Here is a 26,060-nt window from a genome sequence, read left to right as displayed (position 1 = left end):
AACATTAATTACATCTGACTCAAGATTTCTTTCTTAAAAGCATCATACTCACCTTGAAGAATCAAACCATTATCTAAAAGTTTTTTATAATTCTGCAATTTGGCAAACAATTCTTCTTGATTCAAACTTGCATTACTTACGCCAGGCTCAGATTCGCTGACAATACTTGCTTCATGACTGATTGTAGCGGGTATAATCTCTGCAAAATTTGTCACTTCCTCTGTTTCTACTTCTTCGATTATTTCCGCTTCGGGAGTATTAACCGGTTCGGTATTAGAAATAGCCGCACCATTTTTCATACTATCCAATTGTTCTTTAGCATACGTATAAATTTTGCGAGCTTGAATTTTTGGAATGTAATCAATTGTTACTTGCAACTCTGTTTTGGTAGAGAAAGTAAACTCTGAACCTAAAATATTCTCTTTTACAAAAGCACCGTCTACTTCATCCCAAGTATAATCTATAAAATGCATAGAAAGTCCTAAGTTTTTAGGTTGGCAAATGATGATTCTCTTATTGGTCAAGACAATACTATCTGGCAAAACGGTCAAAGCAGGTTTCTTTTGTACGGCAATATACCCTACCTCTTCGTTTTTCATCAGAATATCATTCAACTTTGCCGTAACTTTCTCGATTGCTTTTGGATCTTGTTCTTCGTTCAAAAACTTTTTGATTTGTTCTTTCATTGTAATAGTATGTTACTAAAATAATTAATTTATGTTTATTGAGTTGTGTTTTAAAATACCTTAACAAAAGTAATGCCTTAATAGCATCTTTTATTACTACCAACCAATGTTTCACTAAAATATAAATAAATACTAAAAGTAGTTGAAAGATTTTTTTAAAACAATGCCTTAGGTCAAAAAATAATCTTACAAAAAAAATACTATGTATTTAATTTTTTTTTAACTTACACAGGAATTAGCTTCAAAATAACATGGAAGAATTAAAAATTTTCATTGTAGAAGATGACCCTTTCTTTGGAGAAACTTTAAAATATCATCTAAAGTTAAATCCTGATTTTAATGTTTTATTGTATGGGTCTGGCAAAGAATGCCTCAATAATTTGCACCAAAAACCAGCTATTATTTGTCTGGATTTTGGTCTACCTGATATATCTGGTGATGTATTGCTTAAAAGAATAAAAGAGATTAACAATACCATTCCTGTCATTATTATTAGTGGGCAAGAAGATATTGAAGTAGCTGTAGATTTTTTAAAATCTGGCGCCACCGACTATATCGTAAAAAATAACCACACTAAAGATTTGCTTTGGAATTCTATTTTAAAAATAAAAGAAAATCGGAGTCTCGTTCAAGAAGTTGAAATTTTAAAAGAAAAATTAGAGCAAAAATTCAGTTTCGAGAAAACCATTATAGGACAAAGTAGTACGATCAAGAATGTCTTTACTAAAATAAACAAAGCATTAAACAACAACATCAATGTTTCTATAACTGGCGAAACAGGAACAGGAAAAGAGGTTGTAGCCAATGCCATTCACTATAATTCTGATCGAAAAAACAAGCCATTTATTGCTGTAAACATGGCTGCCATTCCAAGAGAATTGGTCGAAAGTGAATTTTTTGGCCATGAAAAAGGAGCTTTTACCGGCGCTAATGAAAAAAAGATTGGAAAATTTGAACAAGCCGATGGTGGTACTATTTTTCTTGACGAAATAGCCGAATTAGATTTAAACCTTCAAAGCAAGCTCCTGCGCGTTTTGCAAGAAAGAGAAGTGGTGCGTCTTGGTGGAACTTCCAAAATAAAATTCAATGCGCGACTCATTGTAGCAACCCACAAAGATTTGGCTCAAGAAGTAAAAAAAGGAAATTTTAGAGAAGATCTTTATTATAGGATAATCGGATTACCAATAGAGCTTCCCCCGCTTAGAGAAAGAGAAAATGACACCTTGCTGCTCGCCAAACATTTCATCGATTTGTTTGTAAAAGAAAACAAAATGCCTGCAATTACCTTATCCAAAGAAGCAAAAGATAAACTCCTAAAATATGCCTTTCCTGGCAATATTCGAGAGTTAAAATCGGTTATTGATTTGGCTTGTGTAATGTGCGACGGGAATGAAATTTCTAAAGATGATTTAAGTTTTAATAGCATCAATTCAACCGATTTACTTCTTTCACAAGAAAAAACATTAAAGCAATACATCGAAGAAATTATTCTTTACTTTTTGAAAAAGAACAATAATGATGTTCTCAAAACAGCTAAAAAACTTGACATCGGAAAGTCTACTATTTACAACCTTTTACAAACCAAAGAATTAAAAAAATAATCAAAATGAAAGTAACCTCTTTTTTATACGAAAATCAAAGATTTACCAAAACAGTCAATGAAGAACAACTATTAGAAGAAGATGCTGATTTAGTTATTGGTTTTGGCACTGGAGCTTTAGTCTCAGACACACTCAATTACAATGCTATACGGGAAAAATTCCCTAATGCTGTATTGACAATGGCTTCATCTGCTGGAGAGATTTTTGGAAAAGAAGTTTTTGATAATACCATTTCACTTGTTGCGATGCAGTTTGACGATACTAAAATTGCCACTTCAGAAGTAAATATTGAGGAATATGCCAACAGTTTTGAAGCAGGTAGAGTACTAGTTGACCAACTCCCTAAAGCAAAGCTCAAACTCATTTTTGTCCTCTCGGATGGTGGAAAAGTTAACGGTAGCGAACTTGTAAAAGGCATTAATGAAGCAACCGCAAATAGTGTTTTGGTGACAGGAGGCTTGGCTGGAGATGGATCTAAATTTGAAAAAACTTACGTAGGATTGAATCAACTACCTACTTCTGGCAAAATTGTAGCGATAGGTTTTTATGGAGAAAAACTTCAGGTTTCACACGGTTCGATTGGAGGTTGGGAAAGTTTTGGATTGGAACGCACCGTGACTAAATCCGACAAAAACGTTCTTTACGAAATTGACAATAAAAGCGTTTTAGATCTTTACAAAAGCTACTTAGGAAAATACGCGCAGGAATTACCGGGATCTGCCTTATTGTTTCCGCTCTCGATAAAATTGAACGAAACAGAAGATGTTATTGTACGCACCATATTGTCCATCGACGAACAAAAGCAATCAATGACTTTTGCAGGAGATCTCCCTCTTGGCAGCAAAGTACGTTTTATGAAAGCTAACTTTGACAAACTAATTGATGCAGCTAGTGATGCGGCTACTAATTGTCTAAAAATGAATACTATTTCGCCCAAATTAGCGATACTAATTAGCTGTGTAGGAAGAAAAGTCATCCTTAACAATAGAATTGACGAGGAAGTAGAAGCCGTTTCTGATATTTTTAACAATACTACTTTGTTAACAGGATTTTATTCCTATGGAGAAATTTCGCCTCTGCGTCCTTTTTCAGGATGTGAATTGCACAATCAAACCATGACTATCACTTGTTTAAACGAACTATGATTTATGGCTGAGTTTCATAAACTTTTACAAAAACAAATCAACAAACACCTGCCTTTGGTTTACATGGAAAACCCATTGGTGATGGCTTTTTTGAATACAATAAACGACTCTTATACTGCATTCGAAAGAGACCGCGATTTAATGAGTCATTCTTTTAGAGAAAGCGAGAAAGAATACAACGAGATTCATCAAAATCTTATAAAAGAATACGAGCTCAAGCAACAATCTATATCCAACTTGTATGATACTTTAGAGGCATTAGAAGACGATTACAAAAACATCAAAGCAGATGACGACGTAGATGATATTTTGTTTATTTCCAAATACTTAAATCAGCAAATAGAAAACAGAAAGAATAGCGAAAAAAACCTTTCGAGAACCGTTGAACTCTTAAAAACACTTTTGGCCAACCTAAGATCTGGGATTTTGGTAGAAGACGAAAACAGGATAATTCTTTTTACCAATCAATTGTTTTGTGAGATGTTTTCGATTCCGGTAACTCCTGATCAAATGGTAGGCATAGATTGCACCAACTCTGCCGAACAATCTAAAAACATCTTTAAAAATCCAGACGCTTTTAGTGACGGAATAGATAAAATCTTGTCAAAACGAGAAGTAGTAACAAATGAACTTTTAGAAACAGTAGAAGGACGATTTTTTGAACGCGATTATATCCCAATCTACATTGCCAATGAGTACAAAGGTCACCTCTGGAAGTATACCGATGTAACCCAGCGAATAGAAAATCAAATTTTGTTAGAACAGAGTGAGGAACGCAGCAGAATTGTCATGAACTCCTCTCTCAACGCAATTGTTACTGTTGACGATAAAGGAGAAATAACGTTTTGGAACGATCAAGCTACGGCAACATTTGGCTATACTACTGAAGAAGTTTTGGGAAAAATATTTACCGAATTTATGATTCCAGAACGCAATAAAGCACTTTGGGAGCAGTCTATTTATCAATATTTAACAGAGGGGCACAACGAGTTTTTGAATAAGCACGTTGAACTCATTGGAGTCCATCGATCAGGAAATGAATTTTTGGCCGAAATATCCATCATACCAATTACTCAAAATGGCGAAACGTTTTTCTGCGCCTTCTTACAAGATATTTCTAAAAGAAAAGAAGCCGAATACCAACTCTCAGAAAATTTAGTTTTGCTAAAAACGCTCTTAGCCAATCTACAATCTGGCATCTTGGTTGAAGATATGAACCGTAAAATTGTCTTTACCAACCAACTATTTTGCGACATGCGTAATATTAGCCTTTCGCCAAGCGAAATGGTTGGAATTGACTGTAAAGAGTTAATTAAGAGATCCCAACTTCTTTTTAAAAATGAAGAACAATTTGCTAATCGAATAAGTGAGATCATTGCTAGAAAAAAATTGGTGATTCGAGAATTACTAGAAACCAAAGACAACCTATTTTATGAAAGAGACTACATTCCTATTGTCATTGAGGAAGAGTACAAAGGTCACCTTTGGAAATATACTGATGTAACACAACGTATTCAAGACCAAATGCTTTTGGCACAAAGTGAAGAACGCAACCGAAACATCATGAATGCTTCATTGAATGCCATAATCAATATCAATCAGAAAGGAAAAATAACATTTTGGAACAACCAAGCAGAAGTTATTTTTGGTTGGAAAAAAGAGGAAGTAATGGGCAAAACCTTAACCGAAACTATTATTCCGAAACAACATCATCAAGGACATGACAATGGCATGAAACATTATTTAGAAACTGGCGAAGGTCCAGCTTTAAATAAAAACATTGAATTACCTGCCGTTAACCGACAAGGTGAAGAATTCCCTATAGAAATTGCCATTATACCATATAAAGAAAATGGAGGCCTCTTTTTTTGTTCTTTCATTCAAGATATTTCCGAAAGAAAAAAAGCAGAAAAAAAACTCAAATTCCAAGAAGAAAAGTATCGAAATATTATTTCAAACATGAACTTGGGCATCATAGAAGTAGACAATCAGGAAATCATTCAATTTGCTAATCAAAGTTTTGCTACCATGTCAGGTTTTGACATTGAAGATTTAATGGGAAAAAATCCATCCGAAATTTTTGTGTTTGGAGAGAATCTTGACAGAATGCAACACAAAAAAGAATTGCGAACACAAGGGGTTTCGGATGTGTACCAGATGCCTGTAAAGGACAAAAGAGGCGAACTCAAATGGTGGGCAATAAGCGGAGCACCAAATTATGACGACCAAGGAAATTTAGTTGGATCTGTTGGGATTCATCTCGATATAACCGAACAAAAACAACTTGAAATAGAACTCAACCAACAAAAACTTAAAGCAGAAGAAGCCTCCAAAGCTAAGGAAGTTTTCTTGGCCAATATGAGCCATGAAATACGAACTCCACTCAATGCCATTATTGGTTTTTTGAGAGAATTAGGCAAGCAAGAACTCACCGAATTACAAAAAAAATACATAGACAATAGTACGATTGCTTCTCGGCATTTACTCGCCATACTCAACAATATCTTGGATATTTCAAAAATAGAAGCTGGAGAAATGGAATTAGAAAAAGAAGATTTCTTATTTGGAGAGTCAATAGACAAAGTCATTAAAGTATTACATCCCCTAGCCAAGGAAAAAGATTTAAGACTTAATGCTACCATTGACCCGAAAATCAGTGCTGTATTGAAAGCCGATTCGTTACGTATTGAACAAATTCTTTTTAATATTGTCGGAAATTCAATAAAATTCACTTCAAAAGGCAGAATAGATTTGAAATGTGAACTTATTACTGACCGACCTAGTATACAAAAAATTCGAATCAAAGTTACTGATACAGGAATAGGCATGGATCAGAACTATATAGAAACCATTTTCAAGAAATTCTCTCAAGAAGACAAAGCCGTTACTCGAAAATTTGGAGGAACAGGATTAGGAATGGCTATCACCAAAGAATTAGTAAACCTGATGCATGGCAGCATAAAAATAGAAAGTGAAAAAGGAAAAGGCACTACTTTCTATATTACGCTTCCTTTAGAAAAAGGGGATCCAAACAATGTAAAACAAATTAACAAAGAGCTTAATGTCAACATTTCAGGATTATCAATTTTATTGGTAGAAGATAACAAAATGAACCGCATGGTTATTCAAAATGCAATGCAGTATTTTAATTGTTCTGTAATCGAGGCTGAAAATGGCGTCGAAGCACTTGAGATTTTAAAACATCAAACCTTTGATATTATCTTGATGGACATACAAATGCCTGAATTGGATGGAATTGAAGCCACAAAAATTATACGAAACGAATTCAAATTAAACACACCCATTATTGCCTTAACAGCAAATGCCTTTAAAACAGAAATCGAAAACTGTAAAAACGCAGGTATGGACGACTATGTTACAAAACCATTCGACGAATTTACATTGATAGAAACTATTGCAAAACTCACAGTCAACGGACCTAAAAACGAATCAAGATTACAAGCAGAAAAAACAGACTCTACTATTTACAACTTGTCGATTTTACGAAATTTGAGTAGAGGAAATTTAGACTTTGTACAAAAAATGCTACACATATTTATTGAACAAACTACTCAAGTACTACAAAATATAGAAATCGCATTTCAAGAAAACAACTATGAGGAAATAAGCCGTTTGATTCATAAAATAAAGCCAAGTATTGAGAGTCTAGGCATCACAAAAGTTTTACCCGAGATTATTCAACTAGAAAAAATTGCAAAAACAACCAACAACAAGGAAGAAATAGCGGCATTACTTCATGCGATCAAACCCATTTTAGCCCTCGCTATTAGCCAACTTCAAAAAAACGAACTTCAAGAGTAAACAACAAAACATTGGATTTTTTTCCATTATTTGGAAAAAACAAGCCTACAAAAAAACGCAAATCCCTTAAAACATTGGGCTTCGCGTTTTTTGGCTTGAAATTGGTATGCCTATTATAAAAATTATTATAAGATGGAAGACCAAACACAATTCAAATTCTTTATTGTAGACGATGATATTTTTTGTGCCAACGTGTATGAACAATATTTAGCTAATTTAAACTACACGGACATTACTTACTTCAGTAATGGCAATGATTGTTTGAACAATCTTGATCAAAATCCTGATATCATTTTTCTGGACCACAACATGGAAGATCTTACTGGTTTTGAGGTACTCAGGAAAATAAAGCGCTACAATCCCAACATTTATGTAGTAATGGTTTCTGCACAAGAAAACGTCAAAACAGCGGTCGATGCTTTAAAGTATGGCGCGTTTGATTATATAATTAAAGACTCTGTTGTTTGTGATAATATGACACGTGTCATAAACAAAATTAGTCAAGTAAAAACAGAATTAAGCAAATCTAATCAAACAATAATCAAACGATTTTTAAATATGTTTTAGACACAAAAAATGACACAAAAAAAAGACACACAACATGAAAACGCTAGTACAATTAACCCTTCTGATCCTACTCTTTGGAAGTTGTAAAACCCAAAATGTATTTGAAACCAAAGAAGAAAACACAGACAAAACAGGATTTACCTATGACGCTAATTATGAATACAGAATTCGAAAAAATGACAAAATAACGCTTTCTGTTTGGGGAGAAGATGATTTAAGTGTAGGCTCTACTTACGGAATCTACAATTCGAATGAAGTGTATGGTAAATGGCTTTTAGTAGATGCTAATGGCACAATAGAAATTCCAAAAATTGGAAAAACAGTAGTTGTAGGCAAAACCATCCCTGAATTAAAAGAAGAATTAAGAGCACAATTGAAACAATGGTTGGTAAATCCGATAGTAGATGTAAAAGTACTGAACAAAGAAATAACCATCCTAGGCGAAGTACGTAATCCAAGTACGTTTCAAGTAGACAGAGATAACGTAACACTTCTAGAAATGATAAGTAAAACCGGAGGATTTGATTTTTATGCTAATCTCAAAGCTATCAAAATTTTACGTCAAGAAGGTCAAAATGTTCGCGTAACCCATCTTAATTTAACCTCCTCAGAGGATATTTTGAATACGAACATTCAATTGCATCCCAGCGATATCGTAATTGTTCCTTCAAAAAAGAACAAAGAATTTGACAAACGTGTGGCTACTATTATTCCATTTACCACAACGATCACTGCTGCAGCAATTTTACTTGGAGTTTTTTAAACGGCGCTATCATGAACGAAAATATACGATTACTAAAGCCGTTGTTTAGAGGAATGCCAATTATAATTTTGAGTGTTGTACTCTCCATTATGGCGGCCAAAAAATACCTCAACTATGTAACTCCCATGTATGAAAGTACGGCTAGACTAAAACTTGCTGACATTCAAGAAGGTCTATCAAATTCGAACCTTTTTAAAGATATGGATGCGTTGTTATCGTCCAGTAAAATTGCCGCCGAAATTGAAGTTCTTAAATCTTCTGCTCTAATAGAAAAAACCATAAGCAAACTACCTTTCAACAAAGAAATTTATCGCAAAGGGGGAATGCTTTCAACCGAACTTTTCGAAAATTCTCCCATACTCATAGATGGATCTTTTGAGGATTCGAAAGCACTGGATAAACGATATGGTTTACAACTTCTTTCCAAAAAAGAGTTTCTATTTTTTTATCCAGAATCAAAAGAAGGAATAAATGGTCAAATTGGAAAACCTCTTGTCATAGAAGGAGGAAAAATAGTAGTGCGCATCAACGAGGACTATATTGCCACAAAAAAAGAAATCAAAGTCATCGATAAGTATGAATTCGAATTCTTAAGCCAACAAAAACTATTAGATAAAATAAATAGCAATCTAGATATTGTACCCGTAGAAAAAGATGTTCCTGTTATTCGAATCAATTTCAAAAGCAATGTGCCACTAAAAGCCGCTTTATTTGTAAACAAACTGGCCGAAGTGTACATAAAAGATTATATTGAAAGTAAATACAAAGCCGCAAATACTACCGTTAACTTTTTGAAAGGCGAAATCCAAACGTCTAACCAAAAGCTCAAAGCTTCCGAAGATAATATTCAAAATTACAGAGATCAAAATAACATCATCAATATTCGACAAGAAACCGAAACCGATTTGCGTAAAATTGCTCAACAAAAAATTGAGCAAACCAATTTGAAAATGAGCTTAGATGCTATTAAGAACTTGAACCAATACATCGCTAAAGGAAAAGATAATTATTTGGAGCTTTCCCTAAACTTTGAGGCATTTACGGATTTACTTTCGACAGAATTGGTTAAAAAAATGAAGCAATTACAAGCCGAAAAAAAGGACCTACTTTTAACTTATACTCCCAACCATGAGAAAGTAAAAATCATTGATGAAAAGTTAAAAGACCTTATTGATTACCAAATAGAGAGTATAAAAAACACTGAGAAAAATCTGCAAATCAAATACAACAATTTGAAAAACGATATCAAAGAGTCCGAAAAAGTGTTTATTGGTTTACCCGAAAAAGAAAAGCAACTTAATTCAATGAGTAGGGAATTTAATCTTTATGAGAAAAATTATAACTTTTTGAATGAAAAAAGAATAGATGCCGAAATCGCCCAATCGGCCAAAATTGCTTTTCATAAAATTATCACGGCCGGAGAAGTTTCAAAAAACCCAGTTTCGCCAATTAGAATTATCATCATCATTGTGGCAGCAGCTATAGGTCTATTAGGTTCAATAATTATAATTTACATCGTTCATTTTCTAAAAGCAAAAGTAAATGATTCTATCACTATCGAAAAAAGTAGCAGTATTCCCATTGCGCTTACTACTCCTTATTTAAAAACTACAGAATCGATAAACAACAACTTTTTAAAAGAAGCTTTACAATTAGAAATCAAAGGAATTATTCCTCCAAAAAGCATACTGGTGGTTAGTTCCTATGACGATGCCAATCAGCATCTTTTTCATTCCGAAAATTTGATTAAAGCGTTTCAAAATCAAGGAAGAAAAACCTTAATTATTGATGCTACAGGTCAACTCAACAACAAATTTGAAGCCACTCATTACGTAGATTATTCAGATGATAAATACCATCGATACACTCAAGAACATTTTCAAAATGATATCAATGCAAAAATGAGCACTTATGACTTAGTGCTAATTCATAATCAAGCCCTAAAAGATGCTCCACTTGCTTTGTTGTTCATGAGTTTGGCGACACAAAATTTAGTCGTCCTAGACAGCCGAGAAACGGCCGAGAAAAGAATCACAACCATAAATCTTTTAAAAGAAGAATTTCAATTGCCAAACGTTTGGTTTGTTTTAAACAAAACCGGATACAATCCAAATTTGTTTGTTGAAGCCAAAAAAATGTGGAAAAAATATCGCAAAAATTAAAATGAAGACCATCCAAAAAATAATTCAGCATCCAACGCTTTTGGTTCTTGTGGACCAAGCCATCAGTAGCGGCAGTAGTTTTCTAATTACGCTAGTATTGGCACAAAAAATGGATCTAACAAACTTTGGATTGTTTTCAAGCCTTTTGTTACTTACTTTTTTGACAATGAGCATTTCGAATGCTTTGCTCATTCAGCCCTTTCAAGTAACGGTAGCAAAAGTGATACAAAAAAAGGAATATCAAGTGTCATTATTCCTTGGACTAATGGTTTTGTTACTGTTTTTCATGTTGAGTGCAAAACTGTTAGTCCTTTTTTTACCCAAATCATTACTAGATCCTGTTCCTATCCATGCCTTTTTATGTTTCTTATGTGGTTACTTAATCAATGATTTTTTTAGAAAACTATTCCTTGGCATAGCCAAAATAAAATGGGTGCTTTGGATGGACTTCCTGTATCTGTTATTACTTTCTTCGTTGTTCATAATGCCCAAACTAAACTTACATGCTGCGCTTTTCATCATTGGAATCGCAAATCTCGTCTCTAGTCTTCCTGGTGTATTGTTCTTGTATCAAAACTATGAAAAACCCGTTTCGTGGCGTTTTTTTCTTAGCAATCATGTCCAGCAAGGCAAGTGGTTATTGACCGTGGCTTTATTGCAATGGGCCTCAAGTAATTTTTTTATTTTGGTTTCTGGAATTTATATTGGTATCGAGGCTTTGGGAGCCTTACGATTGGTGCAAACTCTATTTGGCGTGATCAATATTGGATTACAAACAATTGAAAATTATTTTCTTCCAAAAATTTCGAAACTATATTTAGAAAATGTTGCTCAAGCCAAGAAATACTTGATAAACCTTACTCTCAAAGGAGCTGTTTTATTTGGAGTACTTTTAAGCATTCTCTTTGTATTTTCTACTCCAATAATCGTGTTTGCGGGTGGCGAAAAATACCAAAGTTATGGCTATGTGGTAAAAATTATTGCCGTGTTGTATTTCTTTATTTTCTTGAGTTACCCTATCCGAATCGCTGTTCGCATATTGGTGCTCAACAAAATCTTCTTTTTGGGATATTTACTTTCCTTCGTTTCTTCTTTGTTGACCTTTCATTTCCTGCTAGACTATTCTGGACTTACTGGCGCTGTGATCGGACTGATTATGAATCAAATTATTATGATTTTGTATTGGCAAAATCAACTGAAAAAAAACCATTTTCAACTATGGAAATAATACATCTTATTCTTGGCAAAGCCAATCCCGAAAGGATGAATGGTGTAAACAAAGTAGTGCACCAATTGGCAACGCAGCAACATTTGTTTGGAGAGCAAGTAGCAGTTTGGGGCATCACTTCAGACACTTCAGTAAATTATAATGAACGAAATTTCGAAACACGTTTGTTTCTAAAACAAAAAAATCCTTTTGCCTTTTCATCTCAACTCAAAGAAGCTTTATTGAATAAAAAAGGAAAAGCTATTTTTCACTTACACGGCGGATGGATTCCAGTATATTATCGTTTGGCTCGATTTCTTTACCATAACAAAATTGAATTTGTAATCACGCCTCACGGAGCTTACAATACCATAGCTATGCGCAAAAATTTTTGGTTAAAAAAGATTTATTTCCAATTCTTTGAACGTAAAATTTTAAATCGTGCTTCAAGTATTCATTGCATTGGAAAAAGCGAACGCAACGGTTTACAAGAATTCTATCGTACTCGAAAAACTATTTTATTACCTTATGGTTTTGAATTAAAATCAACTATTGAACTCAAAAAAAGAGACGAAGATCATTTTGTTTTGGGGTTCATTGGTCGATTGGATATTTACACTAAAGGACTGGATACCTTGCTCCTAGCTTTTAAAAAGTTTCATAGAAAAATGCCTCAATCGCAACTTTGGATTGTAGGTGATAGCAAAGAAAAACCAGCCTTAGAAAAGAAAATCGATGCTTTGAAGTTGAGCCACGCTGTGATTCTTTATGGAAGTAAATTTGGTTCAGAAAAAGAACAATTGTTGCAAGCCATGGATGTTTTTGTGCATCCTTCTCGCAACGAGGGATTACCATTATCGGTAATCGAAGCGGCTAGTTTTGGCAAACCGTGTATCGTTACCGATGCTACCAATATTGGCTCCTTAGTCACAAAATATAATGCGGGTCAAACCATTTACCGACAATCTAGCAACCAACTTGAAGCCGCGATGAATGCTGTTGTTGCTGGGTGGACTTCGCCAAGCAAATTTGTAGAATTGCAGCAAAATGCCATCCGAATGATTCAAGAAAATTACAATTGGAATACACTTTTACAGCAATTTCATCAACAATTATACAAACTACAATGAGTCCTAATCACCAACCTTTTTTAAAAAAAATAGACTGTGCTTTATTTGTAGTCTTGGTACTTATGATTGCTTGTTTTTTTACTTGGAGCGAAAACGTCAACATTACTAGAGCGATAAAAGTAGTGGGGCGCATGGGACTAATGCTAGCATCTATTGTAATTTACTTCAAAATTGTCCGATATGGAGCGGTTAATAATTTGAGTTATAAAAACATTTTTTCGCCCTTATTCTATTTAGGATATATGGGACTTGGTTTTATATCTTTCCTGTGGAGTACAAATCCAGGTTTTAGTGCATTGCAATGGTTCATGACGTTTCAAAGTTTAGTTTTTGCCTATTTCTTTATCAAAAGTTTCAAGCTTTTAGATTATTTTTTTGAAGGACATCGAATCCGATTGTATCATGTATTGGGCAACTCGGTGTTTGTGCTACAACTTGTTTTTGTGATAGGAATGTGGTTCGATCCTGATACTTTTTTTCGATTGACCAATGGTGGCGAAGAAGCACGTTTGGGTGGTGTAATGATGAATCCGAACGAATTAGGAATGCTTGCGGGAGTAGGTATCGCCTCTTTAATTTTTGATCTTTACGACCGTAAACAAAAAGCTTGGACGATATTTAAAATTCTAATTATAGCTTATGCCTTATTCATGACAGGATCTCGTTCCTCATTAATTGGCGTCCTGCTAATTGTATTTTTCCACATCAACCAAACCAAAAAACAAGGTCTCAAATTAGCCATTATGGGAGCCGTATTAATGGTAGTGCCTTTTGCAGTGCAGCAAATCATCCTCAAAGGCGGTGACAAAGAACGTTTAGAAGAAATCTTGACTCTAACTGGTAGATTACCTTTCTGGCAAGCTTTGATTACGGAAGGACTTCCGCGTGAACCTTTACTGGGTTTTGGTTATATGCGAATTGACTACAAAGAATTTTTTCAAAGTGTACACACTTATCCCGGAAAAATGACCCATAATACTTTCATGCAAGTTTTAATGAATCTTGGATTTATAGGGTTGCTCATTGCACTATTTCAACTATTTTTTACCATTCTAGCATTTAAAACCGAGAATAAAGAAACGCGACTGATGCTCATTGGGATTATGATTCCAATCATAATTAATTCCTTCACCGAATTTGGCATTTTTGGCGAAAGCAATTACGGCATCTTGTTTTATCAAATGGTAATTTTTTCTATTTCTTTTAAAAACAATGCCCATCTTACTTCAGTTCAAAAACTATTTCTCAAAAAAAGAAGGCCCGATTGGACTTTTTAAAAAAGAGACTTTTTTTCCAAAATATGGAAACAACCAAAACCAAAAACCCTCAAAACCCTTGTGAAATCAAGGTTTTTTTGTTTTGGCATAGTTTTTCAAATAACTGTATTAGAAAAGATCATAAACATGAAAACTATTTTAAATTTAGCGGGCTACGATTTATCTTCCAAAAAAACAACTGGATACGAACATAGTATTCTATTATCGTACATCGCAAACCGTGACGGTTCGCCAAGATGGATTTGGAATTCCGATAATAATGAACCTTTATTCTTAAAATTCTACAATGTAGGTAGTAAAAGTTCTTGGCTTTTTGCAAAACTAATCCAACTCATTTTTGTTCTAAAATTACAAGGTTTGCTTTTTAAACAAAAAAGATGGTTTTATACTGTTGATAAAAATCCTCTTTTTGATTTGAAAAGCGATTGGGCATTATTTACAGGAACTGTTGGGCCAAATAATAAAGCTATTTTATATGCCAACAAGACCTTCTATAAAATTGCATGCACAGAAAATGCAATACAATTAATTAAGAACGAGTATAGAATTTTGAAAGAAGTTCAACGTGTATCAAGAGGATTTACGACACCATTTATTAGAAAAGTCAACAACAACATTATTCAACTCTCTGACATCTCTGAAAATGGCAAAAGAGTTACCAAAATTACCGATACCCATTTACAAGTTTTACAAGAAATGGCTATGCTCAGAAAACAAACCATCGAAGTAAAGAATTGGATTTGGTTTCAAGAATTAAAAACTGATTTTTTAAAAATCGAAGACGCTAGAATTCCGAAAAATTTAGTTCGCAAAATAGAATTTCTATCAAATTCTGTAACCAAACAACCCGTAACCCTTGGTTTTTCGCAAGGTGATTTTACGCCTTGGAATCAATATCAACAAGATGCAACGATTGCATTGTATGATTGGGAATTGGCTCGACCTGATCGTCCTTTTGCCTTCGATTACTTTCATTTTGTCATTCAGCAAGGTGTTATGGTCGATAGAAAAAAATGGCCCATGATTTACAAAGACCTTAAGGAACAATGCATAGATAGTAAAGGAAATTGTCTTTTTAATCATGATTTAAACACGTTTAAAAACCAACTTAAATGGTATCTAATAACCAACTGTATGCATTATCTAAAAGTGTATGCTGAACAATCAGAATGGCATACCCAAATTGAGTGGTTACTTACCGTTTGGAATGAAGCTTTGAATGTTTTCTTTGAAGAAGAAAAATCACCAAGAGAATTAGTAATCATGGATGTCTTTGACAGTATTCAAAACAGAGATTATGGCGCACTAAAATTTCCAAATTATGCTCCAGAAAAACTAAGCGAAGCCTCAGATATAGATCTCGTAATCGAAAAAAAAGAAGCTAAAAAATTGTTACAATTCCTTAAAAACCATCATTTGGTGAACCGTGTTTCTGTCGAAAAAAAATCATTTATGTATGCCCTACAAGCGGTACTTACAGACGGAAGTATCTTGGCTATTGACTTGCTTTGGCAACTAAAAGTTAGAAATCTAGAAATCATGAATGCACAAGAAGTGTATAAAAATAATCCAATATCACCTTTCGGAGTAAGGCATGCACCTACTATCGTTTCGGCTAGATTTACCGCTTTATTTTATTTATTGAATAACGCCAAGGTTCCAAGCCGTTATTTCCACTATTTGCCATTACTAGAAAAATCGCAAAATGCTCTGGACTTGCACATTACCTCTTGTATCAATGAAAATGGTAACGAGCAATCTAGACTGCAGCAATTCATTGAAAAAAATCCAAAAAACCAATCGTTTTATTACCTTAAAAATATGGCTTTCTATGTTCTAGATACTTTAAAAAGCTTCACTAATAACAGTGGGTATATCATAACATTTAGTGGTGTGGATGGCGCTGGAAAGTCGACTGTTATTGAGAAAATAGCCCATCGCATTCAAAAACAACTTCGTAAGCCTGTGGTAATATTGCGTCATCGTCCCTCAATATTACCCATATTGAGTGTTTGGACAAAAGGAAAAGAAAAAGCCCAATTGGATGCCATTTCTACCTTACCTAGGCAAGGAAAAAACAACAATCCAATTTCTTCGTTGATCCGATTTTCTTATTACTATTTAGACTATATCATTGGTCAGTTTGTAATTTATTTCAAATACATCATTCGCGGCTATGTTGTGGTTTACGATCGCTACTATTTTGATTTTATCAATGATAGCAAAAGAAGTAATATCGTTTTACCTAAAAAATTAACCACTTTTGGCTATCGCTTTTTGATGCAACCTGATTACAATTTTTTTCTTTTTGCCGATGCTACAGTCATTTTGAAGAGGAAACAAGAACTCAATAAAAACACAATAGAAGAACTGACAACAGATTACAAACAGCTATTTGACCGCCTTCAAAATAGAGGAAAATCGAATGTTTATCAATCTATTAACAATGTAGATCTGGATGTAACCCTAAGCAAAGTGTTTCAAACCATAACCATGGCCCACTAATGAAATCGCTTTTTGAAAAACTAATTCAATGTAGGAATCCTCATTTTCATTTTGATCCTAATTTAAATACCGCCGCCTTGCTTCAGTTCCTTTGGATCCAATTGGGATGCTTTATACGAGGCAGTATGGTGCTTTTGAGATGGAGAAATCCAAAGGGAATGCTACTTGGTAAAGGCGTGTCGTTCTTCAATTGCTCAAAGATACATTGGGGTAAATACCTAAAATTGGGCAATCATGTAAGCCTCTCGGCATTGAGCAAAAAGGGTATTCTGCTAGGTAATAATGTAAGCATTGGTGCTTTTAGTCGAGTGATCGTATCTACTTCCTTAAACCACATTGGGGATCATATCACAATAGGAAACAATGTTGGTATTGGTGAATTTGCTTATTTGGGTGGAGCTGGCGGGTTGACCATTGGTGACGATTGCATAGTGGGTCAATACTGGAGTTGCCACCCAGAAAATCATTTATTTGATGATTTAGAAGTGCCCATTCGGCTTCAGGGGGTAAGCAGAAAAGGAATAAAAATTGGCAATAATTGTTGGATTGGCAGTAAAGTCACCGTACTGGATGGTGTAGCGATAGGTAACGGATGCATCATTGCCGCCGGAAGTGTAGTTACAAAATCATTTCCCGACAATAGTATCATTGGTGGGGTTCCTGCCAAAATAATAAAAAAAAGAAATCATGTCTAACAAAACAATATTAGCAACTTGTTACGCCGTGAACCCCTATAAAGGTTCAGAAGACGGTATGGGATGGAACTTTATTCTTCAAATAGCACGCTATCAAAAAGTGATTGCCATAACAAGGGAAAACAATCAAGCCGCCATCGAAAAGTACCTTAACGAGAATACAAATCCAGCTTTTGATAATATCACTTTCTTATATTTTGATCTACCCTATTGGATGCGATTCTGGAAAAAAGGCGGAAGAGGAGCTTTGTTATACTACTACATGTGGCAGCGAGGCATTGTTTCCTTTATAAAAAAACAAACAATTGCGTATGATATAGTGCACAACGTCAACTTTCATAATGACTGGATGCCTAGTTTTTTATGGAAATTAGACAAACCTATGGTTTGGGGCCCTATTGGCCATCATCCGCCTATTCCGAGGCAATACTTAAAGTTGTATTCCAAAAAACAACATTTAATCAATAATTTGACCTGGTCGGTTAAAAAAATATGCTGGAAGTACTCTTCAGATTTGCAAAAAACAATCCAGAATAGTGCCCATATTTGGTGTATGAATTCCAATGTTCCCATGATGTTACGATTAAAAAAGGATAATTATTCTGTTTATCCATCGGTAGCCTCAGAGGATTTTTGCACAGAAAACAAAGAAAAAAACAATCACTTTCAGGTTTTGAGTGTTGGTCGATTTGTAGCCCTGAAGGGATTTGATTTGGCATTGAATTCATTTATTGGTTTTATTCGATCACTCCCCCTAGCAGAGCAAAAATTATGCAAGCTTACCCTTGTGGGTACAGGTCCCGAAAAAGAATTATATGAAAAAATCATTAAGGACAATGAAGCTGATCCATTTGTAGAAATCATCGAATGGATGGATCGACAATCACTGATGCAAAAATACCAAGAGGCAACCGTTTTCCTTTTTCCTTCCCATGAAGGAGCCGGAATGGTCATTGCCGAAGCGCTTTCGTTTGGACTTCCTATTATTTGTTTGGACAACGAAGGCCCAGGGCAATACATTACCGATACTGTAGGCATAACAATTCCAGAACAAAGCTATACTGATACCGTAATCGACTTGAAACAAGCCCTTTTTAAGTTATACAAAATACCTAATCTTACCAAATCCATGAGCGATCAAGCACGAAAACTTTATGAAAATAAATTTAGTTGGGAAAGTAGAGGTGACTATTTACAAAAGATTTATAACACTTTAACATCATGAAAGTAATTGCAGTTCATTTACTAAACGATTTTAGCGGTAGCCCAAAAGTACTTAAACAACTACTTAAGGTTTGGACCAAAAAAAACATCAACACCGAACTATACGTTTGTGGCGGAAAACAAGGTTTTTTAACTGATATTCCAAAGGTAACTACACATCATTATTGGTATCGTTTTGCTAAAAACCCATTACTTAGATTCCTTTTTTTGATGAGTAGCCAGCTAATTTTACTTATAAAATTACTTTTCAAATTAAAAAAAACAGACATTCTATACATCAATACTGTTTTGCCATTTGGAGCTGCAATAGCTGGAAAAATAATAGGTTGCAAGATTATGTATCACATACATGAAACCAGTATGAAGCCAAAAATTTTAAAACTTTTCCTTTTTGGAATTGTAAAATGGTCGGCCAGCGAAGTAGTGTATGTTTCTAATTTCTTAGCCAATCAAGAGCCTTTAAAAATCAAAACGACTGTTATTTATAACGTACTCGAAAAAGACTTTTTGAAACGGTGCAACAACATCAAACCTAGCCTAAAAGACAACAAAATTGTTTTAATGATTTGCTCACTCAAAGCCTACAAAGGAGTTAATGAATTTTTGCAATTGGCTCATTTAAATCAAAAATACACCTTTAAGTTGGTAGTAAATGCTTCAGAAAATGAAATTATTAACTATTTTAAAATGGAAGTACTCCCTGAAAACTTAATCATTTATCCCACTCAAAAAGACACCCATCGTTTTTACAAAGAAGCTAGTATAGTATTGAATTTGTCTAATCCTAGGGTATGGATAGAAACATTTGGCTTGACTATTTTGGAGGCTATGGCTTATGGATTACCCACTATTGTACCACCAGTGGGCGGCGTAGTAGAGTTGGTAAAAGAAGGTAAAAACGGCTTTTTAATTGATAGCAAAAATATACCCTTGCTGTCTAAGAAATTAAATGAAGTGCTTCAAAATACAGCGCTTTACCAAAAAATGAGTGGTAAAGCTATAGAATATAGTCGCTTTTTTTGTGAAGATTATTTCGAAAATGAAAGCACTAGAATACTTTCCAATTAATGCCCTTTTTTTCCAAGATTTGGAAGTTCAACCCAATAAAAAAACATCAAATCCTATTGTTTATAGTACTTCAAACAATTTAGCATGTTTTTTGGCATAGTTTTAAAAAATCAATTACAATGAGAAAAAATAGAATAGCCATAATTGGCACTGTTGGTTTACCCGCAAAATATGGAGGCTTTGAAACCTTGGCGGCTCACCTTGTAACTCATTTAGGAGAACACTATGACTTTACGGTCTATTGTTCCAAAAAAAGATATTCCAAAAAAGAACGAATTGAAACCTATAAAGGAGCCAAACTAAAATACCTCCCACTAGAAGCCAATGGAATTCAGAGTATTCCTTACGATACCCTATCGATTCTTCATGCCTTAAGAAATAATGATGTCTTGCTCATTTTGGGAGTTGCAGGAGCTTTTTTACTACCTTTTGTGCGTTGGTTTACCAATAAAAAAATCATCATCTCTATTGATGGCATTGAATGGAAAAGAGATAAATGGTCGCCAATGGCCAAACTCTATTTATGGTTGGCTGAAAGAGTAGCGGTTCGATTTTCTCATATTGATATCTCAGATAATGAATCCATTCAAAACTATACCGCTTTGCGTTACCAAACTTTGAGTAGAGTTATAGAATATGGAGCAGATCACACTTTAAAAGTAAAACCAAACGTGGAAGATCGTATCAAATATCCCTTTTTAAAAGAAAAATATGCCGTAAAAGTATGTCGTATTGAACCTGAAAATAATGTACATATTGTACTAGAAGCTTTCAAAAAAACAGAAAAAATGAAACTAGTTATCGTAGGCAACTGGAACAATAGTGACTACGGTAAGAATTTAAAAAAGACCTACAAACACTACCCAAATATCACCCTTTTAGACCCCATCTACAAGCAACGAGAAATCGATTTAATTCGAGGAAATGCGCATTTGTACATCCATGGCCATTCTGCTGGCGGGACTAATCCTTCCTTAGTAGAGGCCATGTATTTACAATTGCCTATTTTGGCCTACAGAGTCTCTTACAACAAAACAACCACAGAGAACAAAGCAATCTATTTTGACTCTGAAGATGAACTTGAAAGTAATCTTGTTAGTATTTATGAAAGTAAACTCAAAGAAATTAGCCTTGAAATGAAAAGTATAGCCGACAGAAGGTACACTTGGAAAACAATTGCCAGACAATATGATTTGCTACTAAAAGAAGCAATTGCAATTAAATCTAAAGCTACTGTTCATCCTGAAGTTCATAAATTAAATAGTTCGTTTTTAGAAGAATTACAACTGGGACATTTAAAAAATCAACAATTGTTTTACGAAAATCGATAAGTCATGAAAACTATTATTGTATTATTATCCTATGCCCTGTTGTCATTATTGATTACTTTATTGATTACTCCGATTCTAAAAAAAACGGCAATTAGAATTAATTTGGTTGACCAGCCCAACCACCGAAAAGTGCATCAAACTGCCATTCCTTTGGTGGGTGGCATTGCAGTATTTTTTTCCTCCTTTATTGTAATATTGGCCGCTGCTCATCAAAATTCATTTCGTCCCTACTTAACCATTTTTTCAGCATCATTTATTCTACTCATTGTAGGAATAATAGACGACAAAAGAGATTTAAATGCTAAATTAAAATTAGCCATACAATTGCTTTTGGCGCTACTTATTTGCCTTGATGGTACTAGAATTACTTCCTTATACGGATTGTTTGGAATCTACTCCATTTCATCTTGGGTACAATATCTCTTGACAATCGTTGTAATTACTGGAGTGGTAAATGCTTTCAACTTAATGGATGGAGTTGATGGACTAGTAGGGAGTTTGTCCATGATAGGATTCCTCTCTTTATTCTTTACTTCTCTGTATTTTGGAACCTACAACTTAAGTCTATTGTCTATTATTTTTATGGGGTCTACCATTGGATTCTTATATCATAATCTTTCGCGTTCAAAGATATTTATGGGCGATTCAGGTTCACTTTCTTTGGGTTTTTTACTGGTGACTTTTGGCATTCACTTTTTGCAACATGAAACCCTTAATCCAAAGTGGAATCCCCTTTATCCATTTTTATTATTGTTAGCGTTTTTTTCAATTCCCGTTTTCGATTCATTAAGAGTGTATATGGGAAGAATAAAAAAAGGAAATTCTCCCTTTAAAGCCGATAAATCGCATTTACATCACTTATTACTTGGCAGCGGGTTGACACATAAAAAAACAACACTCTCCATTGCATTATTCTGTTTGTTTTTTTTAGGTTTGGGTTTCGGTTTAGTGAATTATTTTTCAACCACAATTATTCTCTTTTTTACTTTACTGGCTTTTTGGTTAATCATTCGATTCTTACTGATGATCAACAAACTCCAGAAATGGAAATCCATTTTAAAAAAACTAGAGAAAGAACAATAAACTTTCAAAAAAAAAGTATACTTCTTTTTTATTTCTAAAAATCACATAATTATTTAGCTATATTTGCTCTAAATCAATCTAAGCCACATATGATTCGATTATATCCAAACGAACAAGTTAAAGAATTCGACGTACACGAATCCTTGCAATTGCGCTATGCAATTACCAGCCGAGGAAGGCTGATTAGTTTTAAAGACCGAATTGAAGAAGGTCGCGAATTAAAAGGAAGCATGATAGATGGCTACCGTATTTTTCGCTACAAAATCAATACAGGTGAAAAACCAGTCAACCGACATCTCTTTTTTTACAAACTTATTGCGGAGCATTTTATCCCAAAACAGTCCGAAGACCAAGTTCACGTGCTACATTTAGATTATGTGCGTGATAACGACTCGCTTCGAAACTTGAAATGGGCGACACGCGAAGAATTTTTGGAACACAACCGAAAAAGTCCACACGTGATTCAAGCAAGAAAAAATTTGCTGGAACACAACATCAAATCTGATGGTAGAAAATTGACGGTGACCAAAGTGATGCGCATCAAAAAAATGCTGCAAAATCCCAACAGAAAAACCAGGATTAAAATGATTGCCAAGCAATTTGGTGTCAGCGAAATGCAAATTTTCCGCATTAAATCTGGAGAAAACTGGGGACATATTGTCGTCTAATCAATAGGTGAATTAGCAATTTCGGCCTGTATCTTTTTCGTAAGACTTTTCAAAACCAAGTCATACGAATGGTCGATTAATGCTTTGAGCATAGCATCTGGAACATCTTGATTAATCGCAACGGTGTTCCAGTGTATTTTGCTCATATGATACCCTTCGTTGATGGCGTCGTAATTGGCACGCAATTCTAAAGCGCGCTCGGGATCACACTTGAGATTCACCGAGGGTTCCTGCTTTTCCCATTGTTTTAACGAAGACAAGGCAAACATTTTGCCTCCCACTTTAAAAACCAAAGTATCTTCATCAAACGGAAAATGCTCTGTTACTGCTTTTTTTGACAAGCAGTATTCGTAAAATGTTTCTAAATTCATTGAATTTTTGATTTTAGATTAATGATTTAGGATTTTAGAAGTTAGAAATCTTGACTCAGAATTTCTCATTCAAAAATCTTAACTCATATAAAATAGGTTTACTCGGACTAGCATCGTTCTCAAAAGAAGCGATTTGCAAATTCAACACATAAGTACCATCTAGCACTTCATCGGGCACGTAAATCATTTCGGTGATGGTGCAATTCAATCTTGCATCTGCATTCAGGTTATTCACATCTTTTACATTCCAAAACGCTTTGTGCGCTACTAATTTTCCCTCATCTTTCTCTTTGTCTACACTCGGCAAATCGATTAATAAATGTTGAATACCGTTTTCACGAATAAAATGTGCCGCTTCTTCCGTCAGATACGGTGGATTGGTATTCGAATAGTTTAGGTGTTTTTTAAGTTTGAAATTGGGCAAAGTCCTAATTACTATGGCTTCAAAAGAAATACCCGATTGTAATGTCACCTCGAGCGCAGTCGAGAGGCTATTTAATGAAATGACCAAATCTTCTCCTTGCATTTCTGGCACCACAGAAATCAATTCGGCTCGAAAGAAAAACTGCTGCAAACATTGATTTACGCTGTAAAATTCACGTGTGATATGTCCCAAACATTCGGTATGCGTACCGTGTCCGTGCGGATTGAAAAAGATGTTATTAAAATTGGTCGAGGAACTTCCTTCCGATACTTTCCCTACCCAATCCCCAAAAACTACTGGTTCGATGACAGGTTTTTCGATATACCAAGCAATAGGATTTTCGTCGGTATTGGTCAAAGGAATCGAAATATCAATAGGTTTTGATAGGTCGATTGTAACAGTTTGGTCAATTAGTTCTATTGTGGCTTTCATCGTTTAAACACTAAGTTCACTAAGAAGTCACAAAGAACACAAAGCTTAGTGAACTTAGTGATTTCTTTGTGCCTTTGTGGTTAATTTACTCTTCCAAATTTATATAAAATAAGTCTGACGCAATTCCATCCGTCAAGAATTTTCCTTTAGAAGTAGGTTTTAGAATGTTGTTTTCAATAGAAAGTAACTCATCCTTTATGAATTTCTCTGACTGTTTAATTAGATAATCTAAATAGTGCTGCCCAAATTTCCTTTCAATTCTGTCTAATGAAACGCCCCAAATGGTTCGCAATCCTGTCATAATGTATTCGTTATAACGGTCGGCTTTAGATAAGATTTCTTTTTCGTTGGGCAATTGATCTTGTTGAATGGCCTTCAAATACAAAGCATTATTCGCCACATTCCAGCTTCTCGAAATCCCATCATAACTGTGCGCCGATGGACCAATTCCGATGTATTTTTTTCCCAACCAATACGCCGAATTGTTCTTCGAAAAATAATTTTCTTTTCCAAAATTGGACAACTCATAATGAATAAAACCATTTTTCTCGAGGGTTTCGACTAATATTTGGAAATGCGCTTCGGCTACTTCGTCTTTAGGTGCATCAATTTTACCCTTTTGAATGAGTGCATTCAAAGCGGTTTTAGGTTCTACAGTCAAGGCGTAGCTAGAAATATGAGGCACACCAAAACGCAAAGCGGTTTCAATGTTTTGTTGCCATTGCGTATTACTCATCCCAGGAATACCATAAATCAAATCGATTGAAATGTTATCGAAATATTGGGTGGCAAGCTCCAAACATTTTTGGGCTTCTTCCGAATTATGCGCGCGATTCATCATCTTCAAATCGTCTTCAAAAAACGACTGAATTCCGATGCTGAGTCTATTGATTGAACTTTTGGACAATTCCACAATTCGCTCACGGGTCAAATCATCAGGATTGGCTTCAAGCGTAATTTCTGGATTTTCAATCACATTGTAATGACGGTACACTTCGGCAATCAAGAATTCAATTTCCTCCGTAGTCAGTACCGAAGGCGTTCCTCCTCCAAAATAAATGGTTTCAATTAGCTCATCTTGAAACTCACTTTTGCGCAGTTGTATTTCTTTGGCCAAAGCCAAAACCATCTCCTCTTTTTTCTTCATCGAAGTCGAAAAATGAAAATCGCAATAGTGACACGCTTGTTTGCAAAAGGGAATGTGAATATAAATAGCCCCTCCCGACCTCCCCGAAAGGGAGGAGGCAAAACTGGAAATATAACTTGAAGTAGCCATAATTATTTTTTCTTTTTCGGAGCGTTTATAGACAAGCTATTTCCCCCTTTGGAGGTTAGGGGGCTGTTTTCCTTCACAAAAGCATCCCACCCCGAGTACCTTTTCTCACCGATTGTTTTTCCAGAATTGAAAAAATGACAAACCGCAGCCGCCAAACCATCGGTACTGTCAAGGTTTTTGGGAAGTTCTTTTAGTCCCAAAAGTTGTTGTAGCATTTTGGCCACTTGTTCTTTGCTGGCGTTTCCGTTGCCGGTGATGGCCATTTTTATTTTTTTAGGTTCGTATTCGGTAATGGGAATGTCTCTAGAAAGTCCAGCAGCCATCGCCACACCTTGCGCGCGCCCTAATTTCAACATCGATTGTACGTTTTTACCAAAGAAAGGCGCTTCAATCGCGATTTCGTCAGGATGGTGCGTCTCAATCAACTCAATGGTGCGCTCGAAAATGACTTTCAACTTTTGGTAATGGTTGTCGTATTTGGACAAAATCAACTCATTGAGCTGAATGAATTCCATTTTTTTATTAATAACCCGAATCAATCCAAACCCCATAATGGTAGTTCCTGGGTCGATGCCTAATATGATGCGTTCGTTTGACAATTTTTTAGTTTTAAGTTTACCTTT

21 protein-coding genes are annotated in these 26,060 nt (G+C 34.8%); 16 read left to right on the top strand and 5 right to left on the bottom strand.

The features are described from left to right. Positions 1–8 precede the first annotated feature (8 nt). Positions 9–686, bottom strand: coding sequence for a PH domain-containing protein (locus tag FLB_RS08455; RefSeq protein WP_064715516.1), 678 nt, complete (start codon positions 684–686; stop codon positions 9–11). 251 nt (positions 687–937) lie between these two features. Between FLB_RS08455 and FLB_RS08450 the strand changes: the two genes are divergently transcribed. The 16 genes from FLB_RS08450 to FLB_RS08375 all read left to right on the top strand — a co-directional run bounded on the left by FLB_RS08450 (position 938) and on the right by FLB_RS08375 (position 22,934). Next, positions 938–2,287, top strand: a complete 1,350-nt coding sequence (locus FLB_RS08450) for a sigma-54-dependent transcriptional regulator (RefSeq protein ID WP_064715515.1) — start codon at positions 938–940, stop codon at positions 2,285–2,287. 5 nt (positions 2,288–2,292) lie between these two features. Continuing rightward, positions 2,293–3,432 (top strand): FIST signal transduction protein, encoded by a 1,140-nt coding sequence (locus FLB_RS08445; protein ID WP_064715514.1) that lies wholly within the window; start codon positions 2,293–2,295, stop codon positions 3,430–3,432. Positions 3,433–3,435: 3 nt separating this feature from the next. Next, positions 3,436–7,254: a PAS domain S-box protein gene (locus FLB_RS08440; protein ID WP_064715513.1), complete on the top strand. Its 3,819-nt coding sequence runs from the start codon at positions 3,436–3,438 to the stop codon at positions 7,252–7,254. A 132-nt stretch (positions 7,255–7,386) separates the two neighbouring features. Next, on the top strand, positions 7,387–7,821 hold the full coding sequence (locus tag FLB_RS08435; RefSeq protein WP_064715512.1) for a response regulator: 435 nt from the start codon (positions 7,387–7,389) through the stop codon (positions 7,819–7,821). A gap of 34 nt (positions 7,822–7,855) precedes the next feature. Then, positions 7,856–8,584: a polysaccharide biosynthesis/export family protein gene (locus FLB_RS08430; RefSeq protein ID WP_064715511.1), complete on the top strand. Its 729-nt coding sequence runs from the start codon at positions 7,856–7,858 to the stop codon at positions 8,582–8,584. 11 nt (positions 8,585–8,595) lie between these two features. Further along, positions 8,596–10,746 (top strand): GumC family protein, encoded by a 2,151-nt coding sequence (locus tag FLB_RS08425; RefSeq protein WP_082923249.1) that lies wholly within the window; start codon positions 8,596–8,598, stop codon positions 10,744–10,746. 1 nt (position 10,747) lies between these two features. Then, positions 10,748–11,974: a hypothetical protein gene (locus FLB_RS08420; protein ID WP_157490585.1), complete on the top strand. Its 1,227-nt coding sequence runs from the start codon at positions 10,748–10,750 to the stop codon at positions 11,972–11,974. Beyond that, the gene (locus tag FLB_RS08415) at positions 11,965–13,083 is read left to right on the top strand and encodes a glycosyltransferase family 4 protein (RefSeq protein ID WP_157490584.1); all 1,119 of its coding nucleotides are present in this window, start codon (positions 11,965–11,967) and stop codon (positions 13,081–13,083) included. Before FLB_RS08420 ends, FLB_RS08415 begins: the two co-directional genes overlap by 10 nt. Then, complete coding sequence (locus FLB_RS08410; protein ID WP_064715507.1) at positions 13,080–14,360, top strand: O-antigen ligase family protein; 1,281 nt, start codon at positions 13,080–13,082, stop codon at positions 14,358–14,360. Before FLB_RS08415 ends, FLB_RS08410 begins: the two co-directional genes overlap by 4 nt. A gap of 126 nt (positions 14,361–14,486) precedes the next feature. Continuing rightward, positions 14,487–16,865: a hypothetical protein gene (locus FLB_RS08405; protein ID WP_064715506.1), complete on the top strand. Its 2,379-nt coding sequence runs from the start codon at positions 14,487–14,489 to the stop codon at positions 16,863–16,865. Continuing rightward, complete coding sequence (locus FLB_RS08400) at positions 16,865–17,560, top strand: acyltransferase (protein ID WP_064715505.1); 696 nt, start codon at positions 16,865–16,867, stop codon at positions 17,558–17,560. The genes FLB_RS08405 and FLB_RS08400 overlap by 1 nt, the downstream gene beginning before the upstream one ends. Then, on the top strand, positions 17,553–18,785 hold the full coding sequence (locus FLB_RS08395) for a glycosyltransferase family 4 protein (protein ID WP_064715504.1): 1,233 nt from the start codon (positions 17,553–17,555) through the stop codon (positions 18,783–18,785). Before FLB_RS08400 ends, FLB_RS08395 begins: the two co-directional genes overlap by 8 nt. Next, positions 18,782–19,852: a glycosyltransferase family 4 protein gene (locus tag FLB_RS08390; protein ID WP_082923248.1), complete on the top strand. Its 1,071-nt coding sequence runs from the start codon at positions 18,782–18,784 to the stop codon at positions 19,850–19,852. Before FLB_RS08395 ends, FLB_RS08390 begins: the two co-directional genes overlap by 4 nt. Before the next feature lie 119 nt (positions 19,853–19,971). Further along, complete coding sequence (locus FLB_RS08385; protein ID WP_064715502.1) at positions 19,972–21,183, top strand: DUF1972 domain-containing protein; 1,212 nt, start codon at positions 19,972–19,974, stop codon at positions 21,181–21,183. Between the two features lie 3 nt (positions 21,184–21,186). Continuing rightward, positions 21,187–22,266, top strand: a complete 1,080-nt coding sequence (locus FLB_RS08380) for an MraY family glycosyltransferase (protein WP_064715501.1) — start codon at positions 21,187–21,189, stop codon at positions 22,264–22,266. Positions 22,267–22,355: 89 nt separating this feature from the next. Beyond that, positions 22,356–22,934, top strand: coding sequence for a hypothetical protein (locus tag FLB_RS08375; RefSeq protein ID WP_064715500.1), 579 nt, complete (start codon positions 22,356–22,358; stop codon positions 22,932–22,934). On the opposite strand, the gene FLB_RS08370 is transcribed toward FLB_RS08375, so the two are convergent. The 4 genes from FLB_RS08370 to ruvC form a co-directional block, all read right to left on the bottom strand. After that, positions 22,931–23,305: an MmcQ/YjbR family DNA-binding protein gene (locus FLB_RS08370; protein WP_064715499.1), complete on the bottom strand. Its 375-nt coding sequence runs from the start codon at positions 23,303–23,305 to the stop codon at positions 22,931–22,933. The two genes, FLB_RS08375 and FLB_RS08370, sit on opposite strands and share 4 nt — an antisense overlap. A gap of 55 nt (positions 23,306–23,360) precedes the next feature. Further along, on the bottom strand, positions 23,361–24,161 hold the full coding sequence (locus tag FLB_RS08365; RefSeq protein WP_064715498.1) for a cyclase family protein: 801 nt from the start codon (positions 24,159–24,161) through the stop codon (positions 23,361–23,363). A gap of 85 nt (positions 24,162–24,246) precedes the next feature. Further along, positions 24,247–25,437 (bottom strand): radical SAM family heme chaperone HemW, encoded by a 1,191-nt coding sequence (gene hemW, locus FLB_RS08360; RefSeq protein WP_082923247.1) that lies wholly within the window; start codon positions 25,435–25,437, stop codon positions 24,247–24,249. Between the two features lie 2 nt (positions 25,438–25,439). Further along, positions 25,440–26,036 (bottom strand): crossover junction endodeoxyribonuclease RuvC, encoded by a 597-nt coding sequence (gene ruvC / locus FLB_RS08355; protein ID WP_231891066.1) that lies wholly within the window; start codon positions 26,034–26,036, stop codon positions 25,440–25,442. Positions 26,037–26,060 lie beyond the last annotated feature (24 nt).

The sequence above is a fragment of the Flavobacterium succinicans genome, assembly GCF_001662485.1.
In the GTDB taxonomy this organism is placed as follows: domain Bacteria; phylum Bacteroidota; class Bacteroidia; order Flavobacteriales; family Flavobacteriaceae; genus Flavobacterium; species Flavobacterium succinicans_A.
Note: the sequence above shows the minus strand (reverse complement) of the source record. Positions and strands in the feature narration are given on the sequence as shown.